Below are 23,737 nucleotides of genomic sequence, written 5' to 3'. Positions count from 1 at the left end.
TCAGCATGCAATTTATAAATATATCTGTTTTTATTTCTTTTCGCTTATTTTATATTTTCCAAACAACTTATAAAGTATTTCGTATAATAAGCCATAATTTATGCGTTAAATTCACGTTTCGGTATTTTGTTGAAAATTATTTACTTTTACATTATTAATTTAAACTCGGGACAAAAGATTAAATGAGATTTACCCTTCTTATTATTTGCTGCGTGTTTAGCCTTTCGGCTTCTGCACAATGGTACCGTATTGATTTAAAAAGCCATAAACGATTTCCGCTGATTGAGCAGGTAACCGATCATTCAGTTTCACGCATACATATTACCCCCGTATTAAAGCCTGGTAAAATTCATAATATTACGTTAGACCGTAGTGAATACAGCTTTCAGGCGGCCGAAAACATGGTGATGCGTACGGCACAGCATAATATGCGTTTTAGGGTATACACCGATGCCAGCTATAATTTTAGTGAGCTTGCAAGGTTGTACATTCAGCAAAACCGGTATTCGGAAGCTAAATGGTACTTGCTGCAAAGTAATATTATATCGCGCCAGCAAAATGATGATAAACATACCATTGCTAATTTAATAGACCTTGCTACTATAAAATCAGACCTTGGCGATTATACCCAGGCCCAGCAGGACCTTACTGAAGCGCATGATATAGCCAGCGTAAAGGGCTTTAATGTTGATGTTACAGCCATTGAGAAAAAAATGGCACTCATCAAACAAAATAAAAATAATGCCCCAAAAACCGATGTGCGTTATGCTGAGGCCCCACCCGTAAGCACTTCAAAAGCAGAATAAAAATTAGATTTAAGAGTCAGGAAAGCAAGATTCAAGAGAAAAAATGCTGTTGAAGTCCTTGTGGCTACATTGATCTATTGGTTATATTTTAACTTTCCGGTTCTTAATTATCTTAATTCCTGACTCTTAATGTCTTGATTCTTTTCTCCAGCACAATAAATTTGTAACATTATCGTAAAATGTATGCGCATTTTGTGAAAACAATTCAAACATTATTGTAATATTGTTATTCATTAGGAGACGGCATTGGGCTGTCTCTTTTTATTTAAGTTAGCAAACTGAATTTTAGGCATAAGTATTGATGTTTTATATAACCCCCGATTTAAAGAGTGTAAAAGATATGTTCAAAAAATTATATTTAGTGCTGGTTCTTGGTGCCACACTGGCGTGCAGCGCTAAACCCGCCAAACATGTAAAGGTTGATGGCTCAAATAATATACAGCCTGATGAGAAGCAAAGCATTGTTTGTAAAACAATAGCTACGATGATATCAAAATACAACTATAAAAAAGTTGAGCTTAATGATTCCATCTCAACGGTGATCTATAATCGCTATTTAAAAATGATGGATGAAAGCCACAATTATTTCCTGGCTTCGGATATCCAGGATTTTGATAAGTACAAAACCGTATTGGATGACGATGTGAAAAATGGCAACCTGGGTAATGTTTTTTACATATTTAATGTTTACCAAAAGCGTTATATCGATCGTATTAAGTACTCCTTAACGCAATTGGACAACAGCTTTGACTTTTCGAAGAATGAAAATTTCACTTACGACAGGGATAACCTTCCGTTTGTATCGTCTGAAGCCGAAATGAACAAACTTTGGAGCGAACGTGTAAAGTACGACATGCTTAATTTAAAGCTGGCCAGCCCCGATGTTGCCAAGAATAAAGAAACATTAAGAAAACGGTATACAAATTTATTATCGCAAGCCAATAAGCTAAACAACCAGGATGTTTTCCAGCTATTTATGGATGCCTTTACTGAGGCTATTGATCCGCATACCAATTATTTTAACCCGGCAAATGCAGCTAACTTTAATATAGAGATGTCAAGGCAGCTGGAAGGTATTGGCGCCGGGCTAAATGTGGAGAATGAGTTTGTGATCATTAAATCGTTAACTGCCGGTGGGCCAGCTGAAAAAAGTAAGCAGGTAAACGTTGATGACCGCATTGTTGGGGTTGCACAGGGCGCTGACGGCGAGTTTCAAAACGTTGTGGGCTGGCGAGTAGAAAATGCCATCGCATTGATTCGAGGTAAAAAAGGTACAACGGTAAAGTTAGAGCTTTTGCCAAAAGGGATGAGTGTGAGCAGCAAGCCAAAAGTTGTTGAACTGGTACGCGAAAAGATTATCCTGAAAGATGAATCAGCCAAGAAAGAGATCCGCACATATATTGAAAATGGCAAAACCATTAAAATAGGGGTTATTTCAGTTCCTGCTTTTTATATCGACTTTAACGATTATAAATCAGGCAATCCTAATTACAAGAGCACCACGCATGATGTTAAGCTGCTTATCGACTCGCTAAAACTTCAGGGGGTTGATGGTATAGTGATGGATATGCGCCAAAATGGGGGTGGTTCATTGCTGGAAGCCGTTGACCTTACAGGCCTGTTTATTAAAACCGGACCGGTTGTACAAGTAAGGAACCCTAATGACGAGATAGAAGTTGACAAGGATGAAGACCCTTCAGTTTCATATTCAGGTCCGCTGGCAATTTTGGTTGATCGTTTCAGCGCTTCAGCTACTGAGATATTTTCAGGCGCTATACAGGATTATGGCCGCGGTATAATTGTAGGTACCCAAACCTATGGCAAAGGCTCAGTGCAAAATGCGATTGACCTGGATAGGGTAATCCCGCCATCAATGCTTGAACGTGTAGCAGGCCTGGTTGGTAAAGATAAAAAAGCAGTAACAGCAACAACAGGCAGCCAGAGTGTGTTTGGTCAGCTTAATTTAACAATTGCCAAATTTTACCGGATAACAGGTAACTCAACCCAGCACAAAGGCGTTACCCCTGATATCCAGTTCCCGTCGGTTATTCCTTTGGACAAATACGGCGAAGATACCGAGCCATCAGCCATGCCGTTTGACGTGATCGCAAAAAGTAGTTATACCAGGGTTGGCGACTTTAGCGCTGTGTTGCCGCAGCTAAAGAAACTGCACGATCAGCGTATGGAAAGCAGCCCGAATTACAAATACATGCTGGAAGATATCGCCGAGATTAAAAAGCACGAGGCAGAGAAAAGCGTTACCTTAAATGAGCAAAAACTAAAGGAACAACGCGATGCTGATGATAAAAAGGCGTTTGAAGAAAATAATTTACGCAGGGTGGCAATGGGCTTACCGGTTTTAAAGAAAGGGCAAACCCGTCCGCGTAATGAGGACCTGGATTTCTTAAAACGTGAAGCAGGCCAGATACTTACAGATTATATAAGCCTTGATAATAAATTTACCAGCACAACAACGCCTCAGATATCTAATTAAACAGTGTTTAATAATAGTATAAACAGATCCCGGTTAAAGCCGGGATTTGTTGTTTATAAGGAGTTTACGCTTATGTAGTTTATCGTTACAAAACTTAATCTGCATTGGCGTTAATGTCGCTTTTATAGGTTGTGTACCTATGGCACGCTAAATTTTTTACAATTATATTTTCTACCAATATTAGGCTCCTAAAGGAGCCGCTTGCATGGTGGCAATAGGAAAGGATAACGGGTTGGCGCATTTCTAAACCAAATTCTGACTCCGATGGGGTCCAATATTGGTAGAAAAAAGAGAGAAAATATTTCTCTTACCGTAGGTCAATGTCATTAAGTTAAGGGAAAATTGCAGCTCACCCTCTTTCCGGCTTGCCGGAGAGAGGGTCGGCGAGCGAAGCAATGCCGGGGTGAGTCTACACCGCCGCGTATTGGCGCCAATGCATTCGCGTTAACGCCGCTTGCAGAGGACTCACCCGGTCTACGCTGCGCTGGACCGCCCTCTCTTTTGCAAGCAAAAAAGAGGGCAAAAAAACTTAACTTAATGACATTGGCCGTAGGTACGTAACACTTTAGGCAGGTATACAACATCCAATATCTATGCAACGTCATTATTAATTTTAGCTGAATTAATTTATCTCCAAAATCTTAGCTTTGGTTTTGCGTTTATAAAATCCACCCCATATGAACACTCTTCATATCCTTAACGGCGATTCAACCTTACGCGGCTTTGAACAAACCGGCCTTGCTGGCGATGTTATAGTTTGGCGTGAAGTGCTTTCAGAAGGTCCCCTTGAAGAAAATATTTCATCAGCGCACTTCTGGCGAAACCGTGAAGAATGGATCTTAGAAGCGTTTAACGAAAAGCCGGAGAACTATCAGCATAAAATGCTCGATCAGCTTACAAAACTGAGCGAACAATACGATGAAATAAACCTGTGGTTTGAATTCGATTTGCATTGCCAGGCAAATTTGCTGGGTGTTATAGCTTACCTGGAACAAAAAACAGATCTGTCTGCACCTGCTATTTATTTGATTTGCCCGGGTGATTTTCCAGGTAAGGATGATTTCAGAGGAATGGGCGAACTAAATGGTGAAGAGCTGGAATATCTTTACGATAATATAAGAGAACAGCTGAGCGAGAAGGATTTTGCCATCGCCGCGCAAGCCTGGAAAGTTTATGTAAGCCGGGATGCTGAAATGCTAAAGGAGTTTTTAGCAACTACTACCTTCTGGGGTAGTCAGCATTTTTTAAAACCGGCGTTACAGGCGCAGCTTAAACGCTTGGAGGTAAATGAACAGGGACTAAATTACATTGAACAAAAGCTGCTGGAAATTTATAATTACGGCGTGAGGACGATACCGGAGATCTACCTGGAATTCTGGAAAACAGAAAAGATCTATGGCATGAGTGATATGGACATTGAAATTTACCTGAACAATCTCCGTGATAAAAAATTTATCAGTTAAATGCTTTGATCGATCATCTCTTCCAGCTTTTTTTCATCAAAGCCATAGGCAGAATAAACTACCGTCCCGTTTTTGTCTATCAGCACCATAGCTGGAAACCCGGAGATCCCGTAATTCTTTTCAATTTCATTATTGCCGGTTAATACATCATATTTTACCTTATGCTTTTTTACAAAAAAATCGATCATGTTTTTTGTATCGTGCGAGTTTATTGCGAGTAACTTGAAATTTTTGTCTTTATATTTATTGTATAAAGCATTGAGCAGGGGCGCATCTTCAATACAATGACCGCAATCTTTTATCCAAAATTCAAGTAACACAACACTCCCCTTAAAAGCACTGATGGCTGTAGTTTTCTGATCTTTAAAAAAAGTTAAGCTGCTTTCCGGTGCCAGAGTTCCTGATTTTATTAAAGCGACATTTTCTTTAGCCTTTTCGGGCGAATAAGAATCATAGCTGGAAGCATACCATGATGTTTCGGTTTTAGCCGCCGGACTTAGATCAATGCCGGTAAATTGCGTTTTGGTCATATCCAGGGTGTTTAAGGTATGCTGGATAACTTCAACCGGCATAAAAGTGGTTTTATCGATAATCAGCTTGTAGCTAAACTTTAGTTCTTTAGTGGTTGGCACATACTCGCCTAAAGAATTCAGGGTTTTGTTTTTTAATATAACATCAGCCACAAAAAAGCGCTTATCTGCGATAGTTGTATCATACAATAGCTTCGGAATACTATTATCGGCAATTATTGCGGGTAAAGCATTTTTTAAGGTTAGATATGAATTGAAAAGATTGGATGAATACTTGAACGATTCCGCTTTAGGTGAATTATCTACCGAGATCGTTTTTTCTTTTTTATCACAGTAAAAACTTTCTGACCCATTGTAAACGGACAACAGATCATTGTTGCTAAATTGATATCTTACACCAATAAGTTGTGCAGCAGGTTCAAAATCAAGATATGAATTAACAGTCATCTCTTCATGATAAGCTTCACCAGGATAATCAATAGTTCTTTTATAAGTATAGCTGAGGCTTTTTAAACCGGCTAACTTATGCAGTACTTTGCTTAGCACTTCAGGCGCGTCAACAGCGGCTTTATTGCTTTTTGAAAAGCCAGAAAATGTTATAAAGAATAGGCCTGCCAAAATCAGAAGACGTTTCATGTTGTTAATTATCTACGAATGTTTCGTAAATATAATAATTAAATTTAAAATTCCTTTCAAAAAACTACTTTAGCCGTAAAGGATATTATCATGAATAAAACATATCTCATTAGCGGCGCAGGGAGCGGTATTGGCCGTGCAATAGCGCAGGAACTAAGCAGCAAAGGGAATAACTGTATTTTATTGGGACGTAACACCGATAAATTACAGGAAACGTTAGCAACGCTTTCTGCAGGTGATCATCAAATATTAACTGCGGATATAAGGGATAAAGAAAGCTTAAGCAAAGCAGCCGCACAAATAGGGGAAACGGCTATTAACGGCTTAATAGCCAACTCTGGCATTGGAGGAGAAAATTACTGGGGCGAGGCCGACCGCTGGCACGATATTATTGAAACCAATTTAACAGGTACTTATAATTTTGTGAACACCTTTTTGCCGCACTTAAACAGGGCATCCGGCGAAAAACAGATCCTTATTACCTCGTCAGTTTTGGCTAGGCTGGGTGTGCCTAATTATTCGGCTTATTGCGCATCAAAGGCGGGGCTGCTGGGCTTAATGCGATCATGGGCTGCACAGTATGCATCACAAAATATTCTGGTGAATGCCATTTGCCCCGGTTGGGTTGATACGGATATGGCTCAAAGCGGCCTGCGGGGCATTGCAGACAGTATTGGCATAAGCAAGCAGGAGTTTTATGATATGGCTATGCAAAGTGTGCCCTTAAGGCGCATGAGCAGTCCCGAAGAAATTGCCGCTTTGGTTGCTTACCTGTTAAGCCAAAGCTCCATAACCGGCCAGGTAATTGATATTAATTGCGGCGCTGTTATGAACAGTTAGTTGAGAAGAGAGTTAAGAGGTCAAGACGCAAGAATCAAGATAGAAAGGGAGCATTAACAGCTACTAATTTCCTGATTCTTGCATCTTGATTTCTTGACTCTTAACCTAATTATTTCGGTGTTGCAGCAACAGTTGGCGATGGTTCGCTCTCATTTTTTAGCCGGTCAATTGCCGTAACTACATACAGATAGGTTTTTCCTTTCTTCACGCTGGCATCGATAAAAAAGGTGCTGGTGTTATATTGGATATGCAGGATATATTTGGGATCATTTAAGTTTACCTTCTCATTTCCGTTAAAACGATAAACAACATAACCATACACAGGTTCCAGATCTTTGGCCAGCGGGGGAGTTGCCCACTTTAGTTCAACACCTTTTACTCCTGCTGTAGCAGTAAAATTTATCGGTGGGTTTGGCGGAATTGAATCTAACCAAAGCATTACCGGTGGTAATGAAGGGTGATTATAATAAGTTTGTTTAAGCGAATCGCTGAAACCAAGCGGGTTATTTAGCAATGACTTTGAGCTAAAATAAACACTGCCCTGCACCCTTGGGTTTTTACGCAGGTATTTTATCTGGTCGGGCATTTGAGCCGGATTTTTAAATTTGTTCACCTTCCGCTCGTTTATCCGGTATGCCGCCATCCCGATGTACAGATGTCTCCCGTAAGTATTATCGCTCCACCAGTCCAGAAGTTTGTTAAAAGCGGCTGAGGGGTTGTCAATGGGCCAGTAAAGCTGCGGGTTAATATAATCAACCCAACCCTCTTTTACCCATTTGCGCGAGTCTGCGAACGTTTCATAATAAGATGAGCCGCCATGCGTTTCAGAGCCTTCAGAGTTCTGATAAGTATTTGCCCAGATCCCAAACGGACTGATCCCGAATTTTATGTGTGGTTTATGTTTATGAATGCTGTCGCTTAGCATCTTGATCAGGGTATCAACATTGTGTCGGCGCCAGTCTTTTATATCATCATAACCATCGCCATAAGTGGCAAATGTTTGCGCATCATTTATATGCTGGCCATCAATTGGGTATGGGTAAAAATAATCATCCATGTGTACACCATCTATATCATAATTGTCAACCACATCTAAAAACACCTTGACAATATAATCGCGCACCTCCGGTATACCGGGGTTAAAATGTTTAATTCCGCCATATGTAAAAAACCATTCTGGTTTTATTCGGGTAATATGCGATGGTGCCAATAAAGAAAATTTACCATCATTAGTTCCCCTGTAAGGATTAAACCAGGCATGCAGCTCCATGCCGCGTTTGTGGGCCTCGTTAATTGCAAATTCAAGCGGGTCATATGCCGGGTCGGGGGCTTTTCCTTGTTTGCCGGTTAACCACTTTGACCATGGTTCGCGGCTTTTGGCATAAAACGCATCTGCAGCCGGCCTTATCTGAAACATCACTGCGTTAATACCCTGCCGCTGGTGGATAGTTAGCCTGTCAACCATTTCCTGTTTTTGCTCATCGGTGCCTAATCCCGGTTTGCTGGGCCAATCTATATTTTCAACAGTAGCAATCCATACGCCCCTGAACTCGCGTTTAGGAGCGATAGTATCTTTAATCAAAGGGTCTTCACCAGGCAGTGAATCAATACTGCGGATAGGCTGAGCCCTTGCTTCTATAACAATAATTAAAGTAAAAATTAAAAAAAGTGCCTGGCGGTAGATGCGCATTAAACAAATTATTAAAAGCTGCAAAGATATAAACTCATAGCTTAGCAGTTTTAGTATAGGGTATAATAATTGCCCGTATTTTGTGTTTTAATCATATTGTGCTTATTTTTAGCCCGGCTCAAACTAAATATTATACCAATTAGGGCAATACTTGCGTTATATTTTTCACACTTTAATTTATATTGAATGGGATAGATCAATAATTAAATACCGGAAATAATAAAAACAATAAGTTATAACATTTATTATTATAAAACCGGCATACTTTAACTATTATTGAAAACTTAAAAAAAATTAATTGTTATGGAAAACCAAACAAGCCAAACACCTAAAAAAAATTCAAACGTCATTTACTTCCTTATAGTGGTAGTATTGGCTTTGCTTGCCACGGATGTGTACTTGTATTTGCAAAAAAATAAATCTGATACTAAAGTTGTGTATCAAAATGATGAGAAAACCAGGCTGCAAACCGAGCTCGACAGCTTAGAAGCGCAAATTGAGCAGGTAAATGTTGGCAAAACAAAAATGTCGGCAACCCTGCAGGCGAAAAACGACTCGCTAAAGGCTAAAATAAAGGTTTTACGCGTTGAGCTTGCCAAAGGTAAACTAACAGTGGCTGAACTGGCCAAAGCACAGGAAGATGTAAAACAATTGAGGTATTTTGTAACTAAATATACCGCTGATATTGATGAGCTAAAAAAACAAAACGTTTCATTAGCTAGTGAACGAGATACCCTGAAAACCAATTTAGTTACTGCTGCAAAAAAAGACAGTGATTTAACAAAACGAAACAAGGATCTAGATACCAAGGTTAAGGTAGCATCGGCGCTTAAAGTAGCTACTGTTGATATAGTAGCGTATAAAGTTAGGGGCAGCGGGAAAGAGGTGGACACAAAACGCTCTGGTCCGGCAAAAAAAATTAAGATAAACTTTACAATTGCAAGCAATGCTGTTGCTGAAAAATCAATGCATGATATTTATGTGCGTGTAATTGACCCAACAGGCAATTTAATAACAGGTACTGATTCAGGTACATTTAATGCCGATGGGCAGGATCTTCAGTTTACCTACAAAACTGCAATTGAATTTAAAGATGATGGCAGCGGCTATACTATTGACTGGAACAACCCGGTTGCTTTCCAAAAAGGATCATATACCGTGTTGCTTTATGCCGATGGGTATACCATGGGTAAAACCAGCTTCTCTTTGAAATAGTAAAATTGACATTGAATAAAAAAGCACCTGGACAAGGTGCTTTTTTTGTTTAATAGGCAATGATTAATGCGCTTCATCTGCGAAAATTAATAATCTTGTTTATATTCGGGCAGGTTGTATCTTTATTTCATCTAACACTTATCATGATAATAAGAAAAAGCTTTTTCCTGTTTATAGCCCTGGTAGCTCTCACCATGGCGGCTAATGCGCAAGTTTCAAATTCAATTACACGACGAACCCATAAAGTTGATTCAAACACTGTTGTAAAAGATTCAGCAGGGGTTAGATATTCATATGCAGACTGGCACAAGTTAATTATAACGGGTAATTATACATTGAAAGTTATAAATCCCGGAAAGGATAGTGTTGATGAATTCACCCTGATGAAAATTGACGAAGCCACAAGAGCCATGATGAAAGGTTTTAGGCTCCCAACGGATGAAAGCGGCTACATTAAAACGGGAAAAAAATTAGAGCTTTTTAGTGCAAAAGATATTGAAGGCTATAAAATAAGGCCAAAAGACCTTGAAGGTAAGGTTGTGGTTTTAAATTTTTGGTTTATTAAGTGCTCCCTGCCAGGATGAAATTCCTGAGCTTAATAAAATTGCGCTATCCTATGCAAATAACCCTAATATTATATTTATAGCGGTTGCCCTGGATGAGAAGGACGATCTTAAAAAATTCCTGAAGGACAACCCGTTTGCATATCACATTGTTGATGACGGGAAAGAGATCGCCGCCCAATACGAAATAAAAAGCTATCCAACCAGTGTAATATTAGATAAAGAAGGTAAAGTAAGGTTTCATACCATGGGGTATGGTCCTTATACCCTTGACGGATTTACAAAAACCATTGAGGAAGTGAAGTAAAATGAAAAAACAGCTGTTAATACTGATTGGAATTTTAATAACGATAAATACCTATGCCCAGATAGAAATTACAAAACCTATTGAAGAATATGCGTTTAATAAAAAAACTATTGTAAATGACGAGAATGGGCATAGATGTACCTATGCAAATTGGAGTAAGTTGTTGGCCGGTGGTAAATACAGGTTAAAGCCAATTCATCACGACAGTGACAGTACCGAATTTATATTAACCAGGAGAAACGAAACAGAAGAAGATAAACAATTTGCAAATTTACCCAAACCGGAAGAGACTAAATTTTTTAAGTCAGGCGATGCATTTAAGTTCAGGAAAATTACAGATGTGAATGGAGCTATTATAAACCCCGAAGATTTATCAGGTAAAATAGTTGTAATAAACTTTTGGTTTATTGCCTGTCCGCCTTGTCGTTATGAAATGCCTGAATTAAACCGTGTGGTTCAGGCCTATCAAAACAATAAGGAGGTGGTGTTTATTGCCATAACTTTAGACAAAAAAACCAATGTTGAACGATTTTTAAAAGTATCTCCTTTCAATTATCATGTAGTTAGTGATTCGATGTCTTTGTTTTATTATTACGGGGTAAACGAATGCCCGGCAAGCATTGTGATTGATAGGAAAGGCATTATAAGATTTAACAGCCAGGGGTATGGCGAGGGGGCTGTGCCTTACTGGATCAAAAAAACAATTGAAGAGATAAAATAAAGCATAAAAAAAGGCAGCTTGTTGGCTGCCTGTATGTGATGTTTATCATTTTGCGATTATACAGAAAACGAAGTGCCACAACCACAGGTGCTGGCAGCATTAGGATTATTAAAGGTAAAACCACGGGCATTCAAACCGTCCTGGAAATCTATCAGCATCCCGGCGAGGTATAAACCATGCGCTTTGTGCATATAAACCTTTATCCCGTCGATATAAAATTCCTGGTCGCCGTCTTTTTTCTGATCGAACCCTAAAACATAGTTCATACCAGAGCAGCCACCGCCTTCAACGCCTACGCGCAGGCCAAAATCATCATTAAGCTCTTGCTGATCTTTTAATTTGAACAGTTCTTTTACGGCCCCTTGTGTAAAGGTTACCGGTGCGGGTGCGGTTTCAACAGCAGTACTCATCTTATTTTTTAATTAACTAAACAAATATAAGGTAAAATGCGGATTTTTGTCGCAACAGGTTTATTTATGACCTCTATTTAACATTCTTCAGCATGAACTTTTTGCCTTACTTTTTAGATATCGTAAAATATACTATAGCCGGTTTGGGTATTGTATGGATAGCCTTCTACCTTATAAAGCCATACCTCGACAGGGATGAGAAGATCCAATTGCTTGAATTCAGGAAAACCATCAGCAACCAAACCCTGCCACTGCGCCTGCAGGCGTATGAGCGCTGTGTGTTATTTATTGAGCGGGTTAACCCTGCCAATATGCTGATCCGTTTAAATGCGCCTTCCTATTCGGCGCATGAGTTATATAGCTTAATTGTTGATGAGATCCGTAATGAATACCAGCACAACATAACCCAGCAAATTTATTTAAGCAGCAGGGCATGGGGTGTAGTAAAACATGTTAAAGAGGATACATTAGGCATTGTTAACAATGCTATTAAAGGAGCGCCTGAAACAGCCACAGGGCTTGACCTGAGTAAGATTATACTGGGAAGCTTAAGTCAGCTTGAAGATAACCCTTATGAACTTGGCGCAAGCATGCTGAGAAAAGATCTTGAGGAGTTGTTTTGATTTAGAGATCAGAGGCTGGGGATCAGAGATTAGTTGAATATTTTATAAACCACATGGCCGAAAAGAAATTTACCACCACATCAGGGATCGAAATTAAAGAGGTTTATACTGAGCCTTCTGGCATGGCCGACTTGCCCGGTGAATTTCCGTTCACGCGGGGGATCCAGAAAGATATGTACCGGGGCAGGCCCTGGACCATGCGCCAGTATGCCGGGTTTTCAACCGCCGAGGAATCAAATAAAAGATACCATTACCTGTTAAGCCAGGGAACTATGGGCCTATCGGTTGCTTTTGACCTGCCAACCCAGATAGGTTATGATTCAGATCATGAGCTTGCCGAGGGAGAAGTAGGCAAGGTGGGCGTTGCCATAGATTCATTACAGGATATCGAGATCCTGTTTAACGGCATCGAGTTAAAGAACATTACTACCTCAATGACCATTAATGCCACAGCGCCTGTATTGTTAGCGATGTACATCGCCTTGGCAAAAAAACAGGGGGCTGATCTGAAGCAGATCTCGGGAACCATCCAAAACGATATATTAAAGGAGTACGCTGCCCGTGGTACCTATATATATCCCCCTGAAGCTTCAATGCGCCTGATAACGGATGTATTTGAATATTGCAGCAAGGAGGTGCCTAAATGGAACACTATATCCATATCAGGCTACCACATTCGTGAGGCTGGCTCAACGGCCGTGCAGGAGCTTGCGTTTACACTGGCTAACGGGAAAACCTATTTAAAGGCCGCCTTGCAAAAAGGACTGGACATAAACGTTTTTGCAAAAAGGCTTTCCTTCTTTTTTAACTGCCACAATAACTTTTTTGAGGAGATAGCCAAGTTCAGGGCCGCAAGGCGCATGTGGGCGCATATCACAAAGGAGTTGGGCGCTACTGATGCCGGTGCGCAAAAGCTGCGCTTTCATACGCAAACAGGTGGCTCAACCTTAACAGCGCAGCAACCTATGAATAATATTGTAAGGGTAAGCAACCAGGCATTGGCCGCTGTACTTGGTGGCACACAATCCTTACATACCAACGGCTATGATGAGGCTATATCCTTACCTACGGAAGCCGCAGCTAAAATTGCCTTACGTACCCAGCAGATCATTGCATTTGAAAGCGGCGTTACCGATACGGTTGACCCTTTAGCAGGATCCTATTTTATAGAGGCTTTGACTGATGAGCTTGAGAAAGCTGCCCAGATATATATTGATAAGATTGATGCAATGGGTGGCTCGGTAAAGGCCATTGAGCAGGATTATATTCAGCAGGAAATTGCAAGCTCAGCTTATAAATATCAAAATGAAATTGAAAGCGGTGAGAAAGTATTAGTTGGCGTTAATAAGTTTACAGAAACTGAAGCAAGCGCTATAAATGTGTTCAGGGTTGATGATGCTATCCGGATAAAACAGGCGGAAAAAATTGCTGTACTTAAAAATATCCGGGATAATAATGCCGTAGCAAACTGCCTGCAAAAACTTGGCGAAACTGCCAGGGGTAATCAAAATCTGATGCCCTTTATTTTGGACGCTGTTGAGAACTATGCCACACTTGGGGAAATATCTGACGCATTACGACAGGTTTTTGGCGAATATTAACAGCTAAAACCTGTCAAAATATCCTACTGACAATTTGTTATCCACATCCGTAAAAACTTATTCACACCATAATCAGCCACTTAAAAAATATTTAAAACTTTAAGGGGCAAGAACCGTTATAATGGCTTGAAAATTGATAAATGCCAAGCCCTTGCAGTGGGCAGGGAACTTGTGCTGAATGTCGAAATTGGAGGACTAAGTAAAAAAGTATTGAAATAGTTAAATAATAAAATATCGGGACCCTTTTTATTGCGAAATGTAATATTTAATATTCAATTTACAGCATAAAACGCGTTATAATTCGATAAATTTATTTTCCTAAAAAGTTAAAAATTAATTTTTTTATCCACTTTTTTTTAGAATATTCGATGTTCCGTAGCAGTTCCAAAAGATGTTTCGCTGGGGGTTGGAAATCAATATTTTAATAAAATACTTATGGAAAAAACTTGTACTAACGTTTGGAATAGCTGCCTTCAAATCATAAAAGACAACATACCGGCTCAAAGCTTTAAAACCTGGTTTGAGCCAATTAAAGCTTTAAGGATGGAAGGGAGTGTTTTAACCATACAAGTACCAAGTTTATTTTTCTATGAATGGCTTGAAGAGCACTATGTTGGCCTGCTGCGCAAAACAATAAAAAAACAATTAGGGGATGATGGGCGTTTGGAGTATAATATAGTTGTAGAACAATCATCATCCAGCAAGCCATACACCACAAATATACCCTCTAACGGGAATGGCGCTGAGTCAAAAAATCAGTCTATGCCGATACCTATTTCGATCAATAAGGACATAAAGAATCCTTTTGTTATTCCGGGACTAAAAAAGCTGAATGTAGATCCGCAGTTAAACCGCAATTACACGTTCAATAATTTTGTTGAAGGCGATTGCAACAGGCTTGCCCGTTCGGCAGGTTATGCTGTAGCGGCAAAACCCGGTGGCACATCATTTAACCCCTTGATGATATATGGCGGTGTTGGCTTAGGCAAAACCCACCTGGCACAAGCCATTGGCAACGAAATAAAAAACTCATTGCCTGATAAGCTGGTGCTTTACGTATCATGTGAGAAATTTACACAGCAATTTGTTGATGCTTTAAAGCATAATAACATCAATGATTTTGTGAACTTTTACCAAGCCATTGACGTGCTGATAATGGATGATGTGCACAATTTTGCCGGTAAAGAAAAAACACAGGATTTCTTTTTCCATATCTTCAATCACCTGCATCAATCAGGCAAACAGGTTATCATCACTTCGGATAAGGCGCCAAAAGACCTTGCCGGTTTAGAGGAACGCCTGTTATCAAGGTTTAAATGGGGACTTTCGGCCGACCTGCAAATTCCTGACTTGGAAACCCGCATGGCTATCCTTAAAAATAAAACCTACCAGGACGGCATTGAATTATCAAACGATGTAATTGAGTACGTTGCCCATAATATTGACAATAACGTACGTGAGCTTGAAGGTGCAATGGTATCATTGCTGGCACAGTCGACCCTTAATCGTAAGGAGATTGACCTGAACCTGGCTAAACAAATGTTGAAAAACTTTGTGAAGAACTCTTCAAAAGAGATCTCGATGGAGTATATCCAGAACCTGGTTTGCGAGTATTTTGAAGTGCCAATAGAGATGGTTAAATCACAAACCCGCAAACGCGAAATTGTACAGGCTCGCCAGATCTCTATGTATCTTGCTAAAGCGCATACCAAAAGCTCATTAAAATCAATCGGACATTTCTTTGGCGGCCGTGACCACTCAACCGTGATCTATGCCTGCCAGACAGTTGAAGATTTGATTGACACCGATAAGAAATTTAAAGGCTATGTAGCCGATATTCAGAAGAAGCTTAAAATGTCCTAACTGATCTTATAATGATTTATATGGGCCTTGCATGAAAATGCAGGGCTTTTTTTATAACCCAAACCGTCATGCCGAATTTATTTCGGCACCCCACAGAACATTCACGCTTGCAAGGCGCATATATGGCATATGGGGTGCCGAAATAAATTCGGCATGACGTGGAATTAAAAGAAATATATTAATTTGCTCAATACTTGATTTTCCCTAAATTGTATCAAATAATTATTATGAAGAAGTTATTACTCCTAAATTTCCTGCTGCTAATTTCAATCAGCACATTTGCCCAGCAATCGGCAATAGATGGTGTTAAGCAATCCATCAACACCCTATTTGATGCTATGCGCAAGGGCGATAGCACTTTATTGAAATCTGTTTTTGCAAAGGAAATGATACTGCAAAGCGTTTCGACAAATAAAGAAGGCAAAGCTGCAATTTCAACTGATAGCGCCAATGATTTTGCAAAAGCTATTGGAACACCACACACTGCCATCTATGATGAACGTATTACCTACGGCGATATCAAAATTGATGGCGACCTGGCCAGTGTTTGGGCCCCCTATAAATTTTACCTGGGCGATAAATTCAGTCATTGTGGGGTAGATGTTTTTTCGTTAATGAAAACTGCCGGTGGCTGGAAGATAATTTATATTGTTGATACCAGGAGGAAAGATAATTGTATTAATTAAGGTGTTTTTATCCCATTTGTCATTAACGCGTAGTAATTTATCCAAACAATATTCCAAACACCTCCTCAATATTACTTACCACCCGTACTTCTATCTTATAGCGGGACAGGTCTATCTTCTTTCTGTCCTGGCCGCCGGCGGGGAGGTTATATTTAGAGATAAAGATCTGTTCAAACCCAAGTTTTTGCGCTTCGGCAATCCGTTGTTCCACACGGTTCACAGCACGAATCTCGCCTGATAAACCAATTTCACCCGCAAAACAGGTTTTTGTAGAAATAGCAATATCCTCGTGCGAAGAAATAATGGCAACCGCAAGCCCCAGGTCAATAGCCGGGTCTTCAACCCGGATCCCGCCGGTGATATTTAAAAACACATCCTTTGCGCCCAGCTTAAAACCGCAACGTTTTTCAAGCACCGCCAACAGCATGCTCATGCGTTTGGTGTCAAAGCCGGTTGCGGTACGTTGTGGCGTGCCATATGCTGAGATACTCACGAGTGCCTGGGTTTCTATCAGCATCGGCCTCATACCTTCTAGTGTGGCGCTAATAGTGATGCCGCTCAATGGTTCATCGCGTTGCGATAATAGGATCTCAGATGGATTTGATACCTCCCGCAAGCCCTCGCCAAGCATTTCATAAATGCCAAGCTCAGACGATGAGCCGAAACGATTTTTCACCGTGCGTAATATGCGGTAAACATGGTGCCTGTCGCCCTCAAACTGCAAAACGGTATCAACCATGTGCTCCAGTATTTTCGGGCCGGCAATCATGCCGTCTTTAGTTATATGGCCTATTAAAAATACCGGTGTAGAGCTTTCCTTGGCAAAGCGCAGCATCTCGGCAGTACATTCCCTAACCTGCGACACACTGCCGGGTGTAGATTCAATATGTGCCGAATGTAAAGTCTGAATAGAATCTATTACCACTAGGTCTGGCTCCAAAGCCTCAATCTGTTTAAATATGTTTTGGGTGGATGTTTCCGTCAAAATGTAGCAACCTTTATTGATTTCGGAATTCGGATGTTCGATTTCGGATTTATTAAATTTTTCTCCTAATCTCTGATCTCTAACCTCTGATCTCTGATCTCCAACTTCCTGAAGCCTCTCCGCTCTCATCTTTATCTGCCGCTCACTTTCCTCGCCTGATACATAAAGTACTTTCAGATTGGGCATATTCAGGGCAAGCTGCAGCATCAGGGTTGATTTACCTATGCCGGGCTCACCACCAATCAATACCAACGATCCGGCAACTATTCCGCCGCCTAAAACGCGGTTAAATTCCGCATCGGGGGTAATCAGCCTGTCTTCATCTGTAAAAGTAATATCGGCAACCTGAACCGGCTTATTTGCCTTTTGCAACGTTGTAGAGGCAGTTTTCCAGTTGGGGACAGATGTATTAGGCTTTTCCAGTATTTCTTCAACAAAGGTGTTCCATTGCGCGCATGACGGACACTTACCCAGCCACTTTGCCGATTCGTAGCCACAGCTTTGACAGAAGTATGCGATTTTTGATTTAGCCATTTTTGGATGTGCGGATTATTGATGTGCAAATGTGCGGATTTTAACTGCAATATACACAATGTTTTGCTAAAATAATTAGTAAATGAATAGCCCTTAAAACAAAAAGAGCAGATGCTTTTTAAAACATCTGCTCTTTTTCTATTTTTTCATCCGCACATCTGCACATCCGGAATCCGCACATCTACAATTTAATTTCTTCAGCGCCTGAGAAGAAATGGAACTCAGTGATCTGGTAAGCGGGGTTGCTTTTAACCTTTATCCACTGGTTGTATTTTAAAAACCACTTCATCTGGCGGTTTATAAAGCCTTTTTTAATGTAGGCTTCAATGTATGGGTGAACAGTAAGCGTAATGTTCTTCTCGTTCTGCTCAACCAATATATAATTAAAATTAGTTTCGATATCATCAAGCAACAAAATTGTTGGCCTTATGGTACCGGTACCATTACAGGTTGGGCAAACCTCGTTGGTAACAATGTTCATTTCAGGGCGTACCCGCTGACGGGTTATTTGTACCAGGCCAAATTTACTTGGCGGTAAAATAGTATGCTTGGCCCTGTCGTGCGCCATTTCACCACGTAAATAATCAAACAGATCTTTACGGTTGTTTGGCTTGTGCATATCAATAAAGTCGATAACCACAATACCGCCCATATCGCGCAGCCTGAGCTGGCGGGCAATTTCTTTAGCAGCTTCTTTGTTTACCTGGAAAGCATTTTCTTCCTGGTTTTCTTTGCTGGCTGTACGGTTACCGCTGTTTACGTCGATAACGTGTAAGGCTTCGGTATGCTCAATAACCAGATAGGCGCCGCCTGCAAGGTTTACGGTTTTACCAAAAGCCCCTTTAATTTGTTTATCAACACCATAGTGCTCAAATATGGGCACACTGTTTTTATGGAACCTGACGATGCTTTCAAGGTCGGGTGATATTTCATGAACATAAGAGCGTACCTCTTCGAACATGCTGTTATCATTCACATAAATATGCTGAAAATCTGGATTGAGGATATCCCGCAATAAGGTTGATGTACGGTCGATCTCACCAAGCGCCTTTTTAGCAGGCTCAATGGATGGCAGGCGCGTAATGAATGATTCCCACTTTGATATCAGATCAAGCAGGTCCTTTTGCATTTCGGCAACGCCTTTACCTTCAGAAACTGTACGTATAATAACACCAAAATGCTTTGGCTTTATACTTTCAACAATTTTACGCAACCGGTTACGCTCGGTGTTGCTCTTTATCTTTTTTGAGATAGAGATAACCTCCGAAAACGGCACCAATACTACATATCGCCCAGCTATAGATATATCAGAACTTAAGCGGGGGCCTTTTGTTGAAATAGGCTCCTTGGCTATCTGTACCGGTATAAGCTGATTTTTTGATAATAACTCCGAGATCTTACCCCCCTTGTTAATATCACCGTCGAGCTTAAAGTTATCTAAAAGCTTTGACTGATATCCCCCGCTACGTACTTGCTTGGTTAGCTTAAGCAGGCTTTGCACCTGCGGGCCAAGATCAAGGTAATGCAAAAAGGCATCTTTCTCATAGCCTACATCAACAAAAGCAGCATTTAACCCAGGCATGATCTTTTTGATCCTGCCAAGGTAAATATCACCAACAGTATAATTGTTGCTGATCTGCTCTTTATGAAGCTCTACAAGCTGTTTGTCCTGTAATAATGCAATAGTAGTCCCGCTGGGGGATGAATCGATAATTAATTCTTTTATCAATTGCTACTCCATTTCTTAAAGCGGTTATCAAACCGCACGTTAATAAGTGGGTAAAAAACAAATTTGCCTGTTAGTATGTGAACAGGAATATAAGGGGGTATTAGTGTGCAAGTAAAGATAGTCTTGAGTCTATAGTCCCGAGTCAAACAGACTTTAGACTTACGACTAAAGACTATCGACTTAACAACACTGCTTATTTTTTCTTATGTCTGTTCTTTCTTAAACGTTTTTTACGTTTATGAGTAGCCATTTTGTGTCTTTTACGTTTTTTACCGCTCGGCATAATAATAATTTTTATTTGTGATTAATTCTTTAATTCTTTAATATACTCGTCAATGCGCTGATTAAATGCCGGATCGGGCATCATCTCTTTACATTTCTGATAAGCGTCAATAGCTTCCTTTTTCTGTCCCAGCTGCTTATAGCTTTCTGCCAGGTAAAAATAGGGCTCAACTTCAGCTTTCTGTGCAATTATAGTTTTAAACCTTTGCACAGCTTTTGCATACTGGCCCGATTTCATGGCAAATAAACCGAGGCTTAAATTTGCATTCCTGTTTTTCGGGTCTTGTTTTACAACATCAAGCAACAACATGATCCCCTGCATTGGCGAACCTCCGTCGGGATCAGTAATACCTGAGCTGGTTTGGTTTACATAAGCAACACCTAAACCGGTTTTAGCATCAAGGTCTGCAGGTTTAAGCTTAACAGCGTTTTTGAAACTCGCAATGCCATTTATTACAAATGATGGTTGCGACGCTGTGTCCTGGCTTGTTTTGTAGGCGTCGTTAAAACGGGTGCCTGCATTTTGCCATTCGTCAAACTTGTTTTCCTTTTGGGCAATGGCCTGGTAATAAAACGCCGCCGGTGCAGGCTGATTTACATCATCCCACAGCTTGGCCAGTTTTTTTTGCAGATTAAGCTTATCAGCATCAGCAGTTGCAATTTTTAATTGGCCTTCCGTATCATTTATCTGTGCAGATAATGACGGACCAATTAAAACTTTAGCAGCTGCCGATACAATTGCTACATCAACAGTTGTAACCGGCCGGCTTTTAGCAGCAGTAGTATTGGTATGCCCCTGTGCTTCTTTCGACTTTATAAGCCCTTTTACCGGCATAAAAAACAAAAAGCCCATAATGGTAACAACTATTACAATTACAACTATTTGTTTTTTATGCATTGCGCAGTAAATTATTTGGTAATCTTGTTACCGGTTCTAACTTTATCAACAAAAGTTTTGGCCGGTTTAAAACTTGGAACGAAATGTTCCGGGATAATGATGGCAGTGTTTTTTGAAATATTACGGGCAGTTTTTTTCGCCCTTTTCTTCACAACAAAACTACCGAAACCTCTTACATAAACGTTTTCACCACCAACCATTGAGGTTTTTACTACTTTAAAAAACGCCTCAACAGTTTCCTGAACGTCAACTTTCTCAATGCCTGTCTTGGATGAGATTTCAGTTATAATTTCTGCCTTAGTCATATCTGCTTTTTCTTTTATTTATTATACTATTACTTAACTGATTTGGGGTTGCAAAAGTATCTCTTTATTACTAAAGATTGAAATAATTAACATATTTTTTTTATTACATGCTGTAATTCAGCTAAAAGGCCCCAAAAATTACCATAAAATGGCATCATTTCATTAGTACTTTTGCGCCAGATGGATTTTAATAACGAACTGAGACACTGGTACCAGGAAAATAAACGGGACCTGCCCTGGCGCAATACTACCGATGCTTACGTGATATGGCTTTCGGAAATTATTTTACAACAAACACGGGTGGAGCAGGGGATGCCTTACTTTAACCGCTTCCTTGAACAATATCCCAATGTTAGCAGCTTTGCTGCCGCCAGCGAGGACGAGATCCTGAAACTATGGCAGGGCCTGGGCTATTATTCCCGTGGGCGTAACATGCTTAAAACAGCCCGGTTAGTGCAAGAAGCATATAATGGCCAATTCCCAAATACGTATGATCAGCTTATAAAGCTAAAAGGCATTGGCGAATATACAGCTTCGGCGATAGCCTCATTTTCGTTAAACGAAGCCAGGGCTGTTGTTGACGGTAATGTTTATCGGGTAATAGCGCGTTACCTGGGCATTGATGAGCCCATTAACAGCACAAAGGGCAAAAAGATATTCCAGCAGGCAGCAAATGATTTGCTTAATAAGCAAATGCCGGGCTCGCATAACCAGGCCATGATGGAGTTTGGCGCAGTAATTTGCAAACCTAAGAATCCCGCATGCGGAATTTGCCCGGTACGGACAGGTTGCTATGCTTTTACGCATAACGCAATTAATCTCTTACCGGTTAAACTGAATAAAGTTAAAGTGCGCGAACGGTATTTTAATTATTTTTTAGTTACCGATGGGCATAACGTGCTGATTAACAAAAGAGACCAGGCTGATATTTGGGCAAATATGTATGATCTGCCTTTAATTGAAACAATATCCTTATTACCACCCGGCGAATTATTCCTCCAGCCGGAAGTGATCGAATTTTTTGGACCGGATTTGAAAATTGCTGAGATCTCAGCCGTAAAAAAACATGTTCTTACCCATCAGAGGCTTTATGTGCGCCTGGTAATATTGCAGAATCAACCGCTGAAATTAAAGGAACATTGGTTCTATACATCAGTTGAAGACCTTAAAAAATTAGCCATCCCAAAAATCATATTTATATTTATAAAAAATATTTTTAATTTGTAATATATTTTTTGTTGCTTTACAATATATATGTCAGGCGTTAATAAAGTTATTTTGGTAGGCCATCTGGGTAAAGATCCGGAGGCCCGTTCTTTAGAAGGTGGTGTTTCAGTAGTAAGTTTCCCATTGGCAACTTCCGAAAGTTTTAATAAAGATGGACGCAAGGTTGAACAAACCGAGTGGCACAATATTGTAATGTGGCGGGGCCTTGCCGATGTAGCAGCAAAGTTTTTGCAAAAGGGTAAGCTTGTTTATATTGAAGGCAAGCTGCGCACCCGTTCATTTGAAGATAAAGAAGGAATAAAAAAATATACCACAGAGGTAGTTGCCGAAAACTTCACCCTGCTTGGCCGCAAAACTGATTTTGAGCACGACGGCAAACAAACTTCAAAAGAAGCAGATGTAATTGCTGATACGGAGAATACAGAATACTAAACCAATTATAAACCCTAATTAAAAAAGCCACTCAGGGATAACCTGGTGGCTTTTGTTTGTTTACTGAATCCCCAACTTAAATCACTTATTCAAATATTTTTCTTTAACAAACTCATGCCATCCATTAGCAAAGGAGCTGTCAGTGGTATTTAATACCTTTAGGTTGCCATATGATGCTATCAGGGTAATCAATTTATCCTGCCCGTATTTGTTTAGCAAGTATTCAATAATTGTGTAACCAACCTTATATATTTTGGAGCCTTTGATCCTGTTATTTAACTCATTTAGGTCAGGAAATGAATTATTGGAAAAAAAGGGTAGGGTTTTAGGGTCAACAAATTGTTTAGCTTCATAAACTGCTATGGCTTCATATAGCCACACCGGGAATGCATTGAATTTTTTATCAAAACCTGTAACATCAAGTGGTTTTGGTTCACGGTCTAAAAGTAGCTTTAACATTACTGCGTGTGAAAATTCGTGAATCGCGATTTTTTTAATGTCCATTTCATCCCAGCCATGTTGAAGAAAATGTAATTTACCCGAACCTTCAATATTACCCCCGGTAGTCCAATGCCCATGCGTAGTGGCGTAAGTCCATCTGCTTGTATATAGCGACACCTCAATAGGATCAGTTGGTGTAGTTTTAAGATCTTTGCTGATTCTTACGTAATTAGCTTCCAGTACATTAGCAACGTCCCTAGCCTCTTTTTTATCGAATTTGGCATTATAAATAAACATAAAATGATCGGTTCTAAATTGCGGCTTCATGCCTGATGAACAGCCTGTCAGGACGATCAGCATAATAATAAAAATCAAAGAAGTTTTCATGACTAGAATATTTTTTCACGAAAATAGGCGGGTAAACATCCACCGGAGTCTCAAAACCGGTTTTGAAAC

At 40.1% G+C, this 23,737-nt stretch carries 22 protein-coding genes; 14 read left to right on the top strand and 8 right to left on the bottom strand.

Annotation, left to right across the window (positions count from 1 at the left end; all coding sequences use genetic code 11):
- The first annotated feature begins 182 nt into the window (after positions 1 to 182).
- From BUE31_RS23625 to BUE31_RS23615, 3 genes are all read left to right on the top strand, one after another.
- Complete coding sequence (locus BUE31_RS23625; protein WP_073406317.1) at positions 183 to 806, top strand: tetratricopeptide repeat protein; 624 nt, start codon at positions 183 to 185, stop codon at positions 804 to 806.
- Between the two features lie 340 nt (positions 807 to 1,146).
- Positions 1,147 to 3,300: a carboxy terminal-processing peptidase gene (locus BUE31_RS23620; RefSeq protein WP_073406500.1), complete on the top strand. Its 2,154-nt coding sequence runs from the start codon at positions 1,147 to 1,149 to the stop codon at positions 3,298 to 3,300.
- A 677-nt stretch (positions 3,301 to 3,977) separates the two neighbouring features.
- On the top strand, positions 3,978 to 4,763 hold the full coding sequence (locus BUE31_RS23615; protein ID WP_073406316.1) for a DUF1835 domain-containing protein: 786 nt from the start codon (positions 3,978 to 3,980) through the stop codon (positions 4,761 to 4,763).
- Here BUE31_RS23615 and BUE31_RS23610 read toward each other — a convergent pair.
- Positions 4,760 to 5,929 carry a TlpA family protein disulfide reductase gene (locus BUE31_RS23610; RefSeq protein ID WP_073406315.1) on the bottom strand — a complete coding sequence of 390 codons (1,170 nt, stop codon included), beginning with the start codon at positions 5,927 to 5,929 and terminating at the stop codon, positions 4,760 to 4,762. The two genes, BUE31_RS23615 and BUE31_RS23610, sit on opposite strands and share 4 nt — an antisense overlap.
- 90 nt (positions 5,930 to 6,019) lie before the next feature.
- Between BUE31_RS23610 and BUE31_RS23605 the strand changes: the two genes are divergently transcribed.
- Positions 6,020 to 6,769 carry an SDR family NAD(P)-dependent oxidoreductase gene (locus BUE31_RS23605; RefSeq protein ID WP_073406314.1) on the top strand — a complete coding sequence of 250 codons (750 nt, stop codon included), beginning with the start codon at positions 6,020 to 6,022 and terminating at the stop codon, positions 6,767 to 6,769.
- A 109-nt stretch (positions 6,770 to 6,878) separates the two neighbouring features.
- On the opposite strand, the gene BUE31_RS23600 is transcribed toward BUE31_RS23605, so the two are convergent.
- Positions 6,879 to 8,459: a glycoside hydrolase family 10-like protein gene (locus BUE31_RS23600; protein WP_073406313.1), complete on the bottom strand. Its 1,581-nt coding sequence runs from the start codon at positions 8,457 to 8,459 to the stop codon at positions 6,879 to 6,881.
- A gap of 303 nt (positions 8,460 to 8,762) precedes the next feature.
- Here BUE31_RS23600 and BUE31_RS23595 point away from each other — a divergent pair, with 303 nt between their 5' ends.
- The 4 genes from BUE31_RS23595 to BUE31_RS23580 all read left to right on the top strand — a co-directional run bounded on the left by BUE31_RS23595 (position 8,763) and on the right by BUE31_RS23580 (position 11,265).
- Positions 8,763 to 9,674, top strand: a complete 912-nt coding sequence (locus tag BUE31_RS23595; RefSeq protein WP_073406312.1) for a coiled-coil domain-containing protein — start codon at positions 8,763 to 8,765, stop codon at positions 9,672 to 9,674.
- Between the two features lie 143 nt (positions 9,675 to 9,817).
- Complete coding sequence (locus BUE31_RS23590; protein ID WP_073406311.1) at positions 9,818 to 10,258, top strand: thioredoxin domain-containing protein; 441 nt, start codon at positions 9,818 to 9,820, stop codon at positions 10,256 to 10,258.
- Positions 10,224 to 10,544, top strand: a complete 321-nt coding sequence (locus BUE31_RS31725; protein WP_083620276.1) for a TlpA disulfide reductase family protein — start codon at positions 10,224 to 10,226, stop codon at positions 10,542 to 10,544. The genes BUE31_RS23590 and BUE31_RS31725 overlap by 35 nt, the downstream gene beginning before the upstream one ends.
- Position 10,545: 1 nt before the next feature.
- Positions 10,546 to 11,265, top strand: coding sequence for a TlpA family protein disulfide reductase (locus BUE31_RS23580; protein WP_073406310.1), 720 nt, complete (start codon positions 10,546 to 10,548; stop codon positions 11,263 to 11,265).
- Positions 11,266 to 11,321: 56 nt separating this feature from the next.
- Here BUE31_RS23580 and BUE31_RS23575 read toward each other — a convergent pair whose 3' ends face one another.
- Positions 11,322 to 11,675, bottom strand: coding sequence for a HesB/IscA family protein (locus tag BUE31_RS23575; protein WP_073406309.1), 354 nt, complete (start codon positions 11,673 to 11,675; stop codon positions 11,322 to 11,324).
- 92 nt (positions 11,676 to 11,767) lie between these two features.
- On the opposite strand from BUE31_RS23575, the gene BUE31_RS23570 reads away from it, so the two are divergent.
- The 4 genes from BUE31_RS23570 (at position 11,768) to BUE31_RS23555 (ending at position 16,448) form a co-directional block, all read left to right on the top strand.
- A complete protein-coding gene (locus tag BUE31_RS23570; RefSeq protein WP_073406308.1) occupies positions 11,768 to 12,298 on the top strand; it encodes a DUF7935 family protein in 531 nt (176 codons plus the stop codon).
- Positions 12,299 to 12,351: 53 nt separating this feature from the next.
- Entirely contained in the window at positions 12,352 to 13,899 is a 1,548-nt protein-coding gene (locus tag BUE31_RS23565; protein ID WP_073406307.1) for an acyl-CoA mutase large subunit family protein, read from the top strand.
- A 435-nt stretch (positions 13,900 to 14,334) separates the two neighbouring features.
- On the top strand, positions 14,335 to 15,762 hold the full coding sequence (gene dnaA, locus BUE31_RS23560) for a chromosomal replication initiator protein DnaA (RefSeq protein WP_073406306.1): 1,428 nt from the start codon (positions 14,335 to 14,337) through the stop codon (positions 15,760 to 15,762).
- A gap of 227 nt (positions 15,763 to 15,989) precedes the next feature.
- Positions 15,990 to 16,448, top strand: a complete 459-nt coding sequence (locus BUE31_RS23555) for a nuclear transport factor 2 family protein (protein ID WP_073406305.1) — start codon at positions 15,990 to 15,992, stop codon at positions 16,446 to 16,448.
- Positions 16,449 to 16,485: 37 nt separating this feature from the next.
- Here BUE31_RS23555 and radA read toward each other — a convergent pair whose 3' ends face one another.
- The 4 genes from radA to BUE31_RS23535 form a co-directional block, all read right to left on the bottom strand.
- Positions 16,486 to 17,967 carry a DNA repair protein RadA gene (gene radA, locus BUE31_RS23550; RefSeq protein ID WP_073406304.1) on the bottom strand — a complete coding sequence of 494 codons (1,482 nt, stop codon included), beginning with the start codon at positions 17,965 to 17,967 and terminating at the stop codon, positions 16,486 to 16,488.
- Between the two features lie 181 nt (positions 17,968 to 18,148).
- Positions 18,149 to 19,696, bottom strand: coding sequence for an Rne/Rng family ribonuclease (locus BUE31_RS23545; protein ID WP_073406303.1), 1,548 nt, complete (start codon positions 19,694 to 19,696; stop codon positions 18,149 to 18,151).
- Between the two features lie 304 nt (positions 19,697 to 20,000).
- Entirely contained in the window at positions 20,001 to 20,876 is an 876-nt protein-coding gene (locus tag BUE31_RS23540) for a tetratricopeptide repeat protein (RefSeq protein ID WP_073406302.1), read from the bottom strand.
- An 11-nt stretch (positions 20,877 to 20,887) separates the two neighbouring features.
- Positions 20,888 to 21,181, bottom strand: a complete 294-nt coding sequence (locus BUE31_RS23535; RefSeq protein WP_073406301.1) for an HU family DNA-binding protein — start codon at positions 21,179 to 21,181, stop codon at positions 20,888 to 20,890.
- A gap of 180 nt (positions 21,182 to 21,361) precedes the next feature.
- On the opposite strand from BUE31_RS23535, the gene mutY reads away from it, so the two are divergent.
- Positions 21,362 to 22,408 carry an A/G-specific adenine glycosylase gene (mutY, locus tag BUE31_RS23530; RefSeq protein ID WP_073406300.1) on the top strand — a complete coding sequence of 349 codons (1,047 nt, stop codon included), beginning with the start codon at positions 21,362 to 21,364 and terminating at the stop codon, positions 22,406 to 22,408.
- Between the two features lie 27 nt (positions 22,409 to 22,435).
- Positions 22,436 to 22,840, top strand: coding sequence for a single-stranded DNA-binding protein (locus BUE31_RS23525; protein WP_073406299.1), 405 nt, complete (start codon positions 22,436 to 22,438; stop codon positions 22,838 to 22,840).
- 81 nt (positions 22,841 to 22,921) lie between these two features.
- Here BUE31_RS23525 and BUE31_RS23520 read toward each other — a convergent pair whose 3' ends face one another.
- On the bottom strand, positions 22,922 to 23,668 hold the full coding sequence (locus tag BUE31_RS23520; protein WP_073406298.1) for a gluzincin family metallopeptidase: 747 nt from the start codon (positions 23,666 to 23,668) through the stop codon (positions 22,922 to 22,924).
- Positions 23,669 to 23,737 lie beyond the last annotated feature (69 nt).

It is taken from the genome of Mucilaginibacter sp. OK098 (assembly GCF_900142915.1).
GTDB lineage: Bacteria > Bacteroidota > Bacteroidia > Sphingobacteriales > Sphingobacteriaceae > Mucilaginibacter.
The sequence above is the reverse complement of the archived record's forward strand: the minus strand, read 5'-3'. Positions and strand labels throughout refer to the sequence as shown.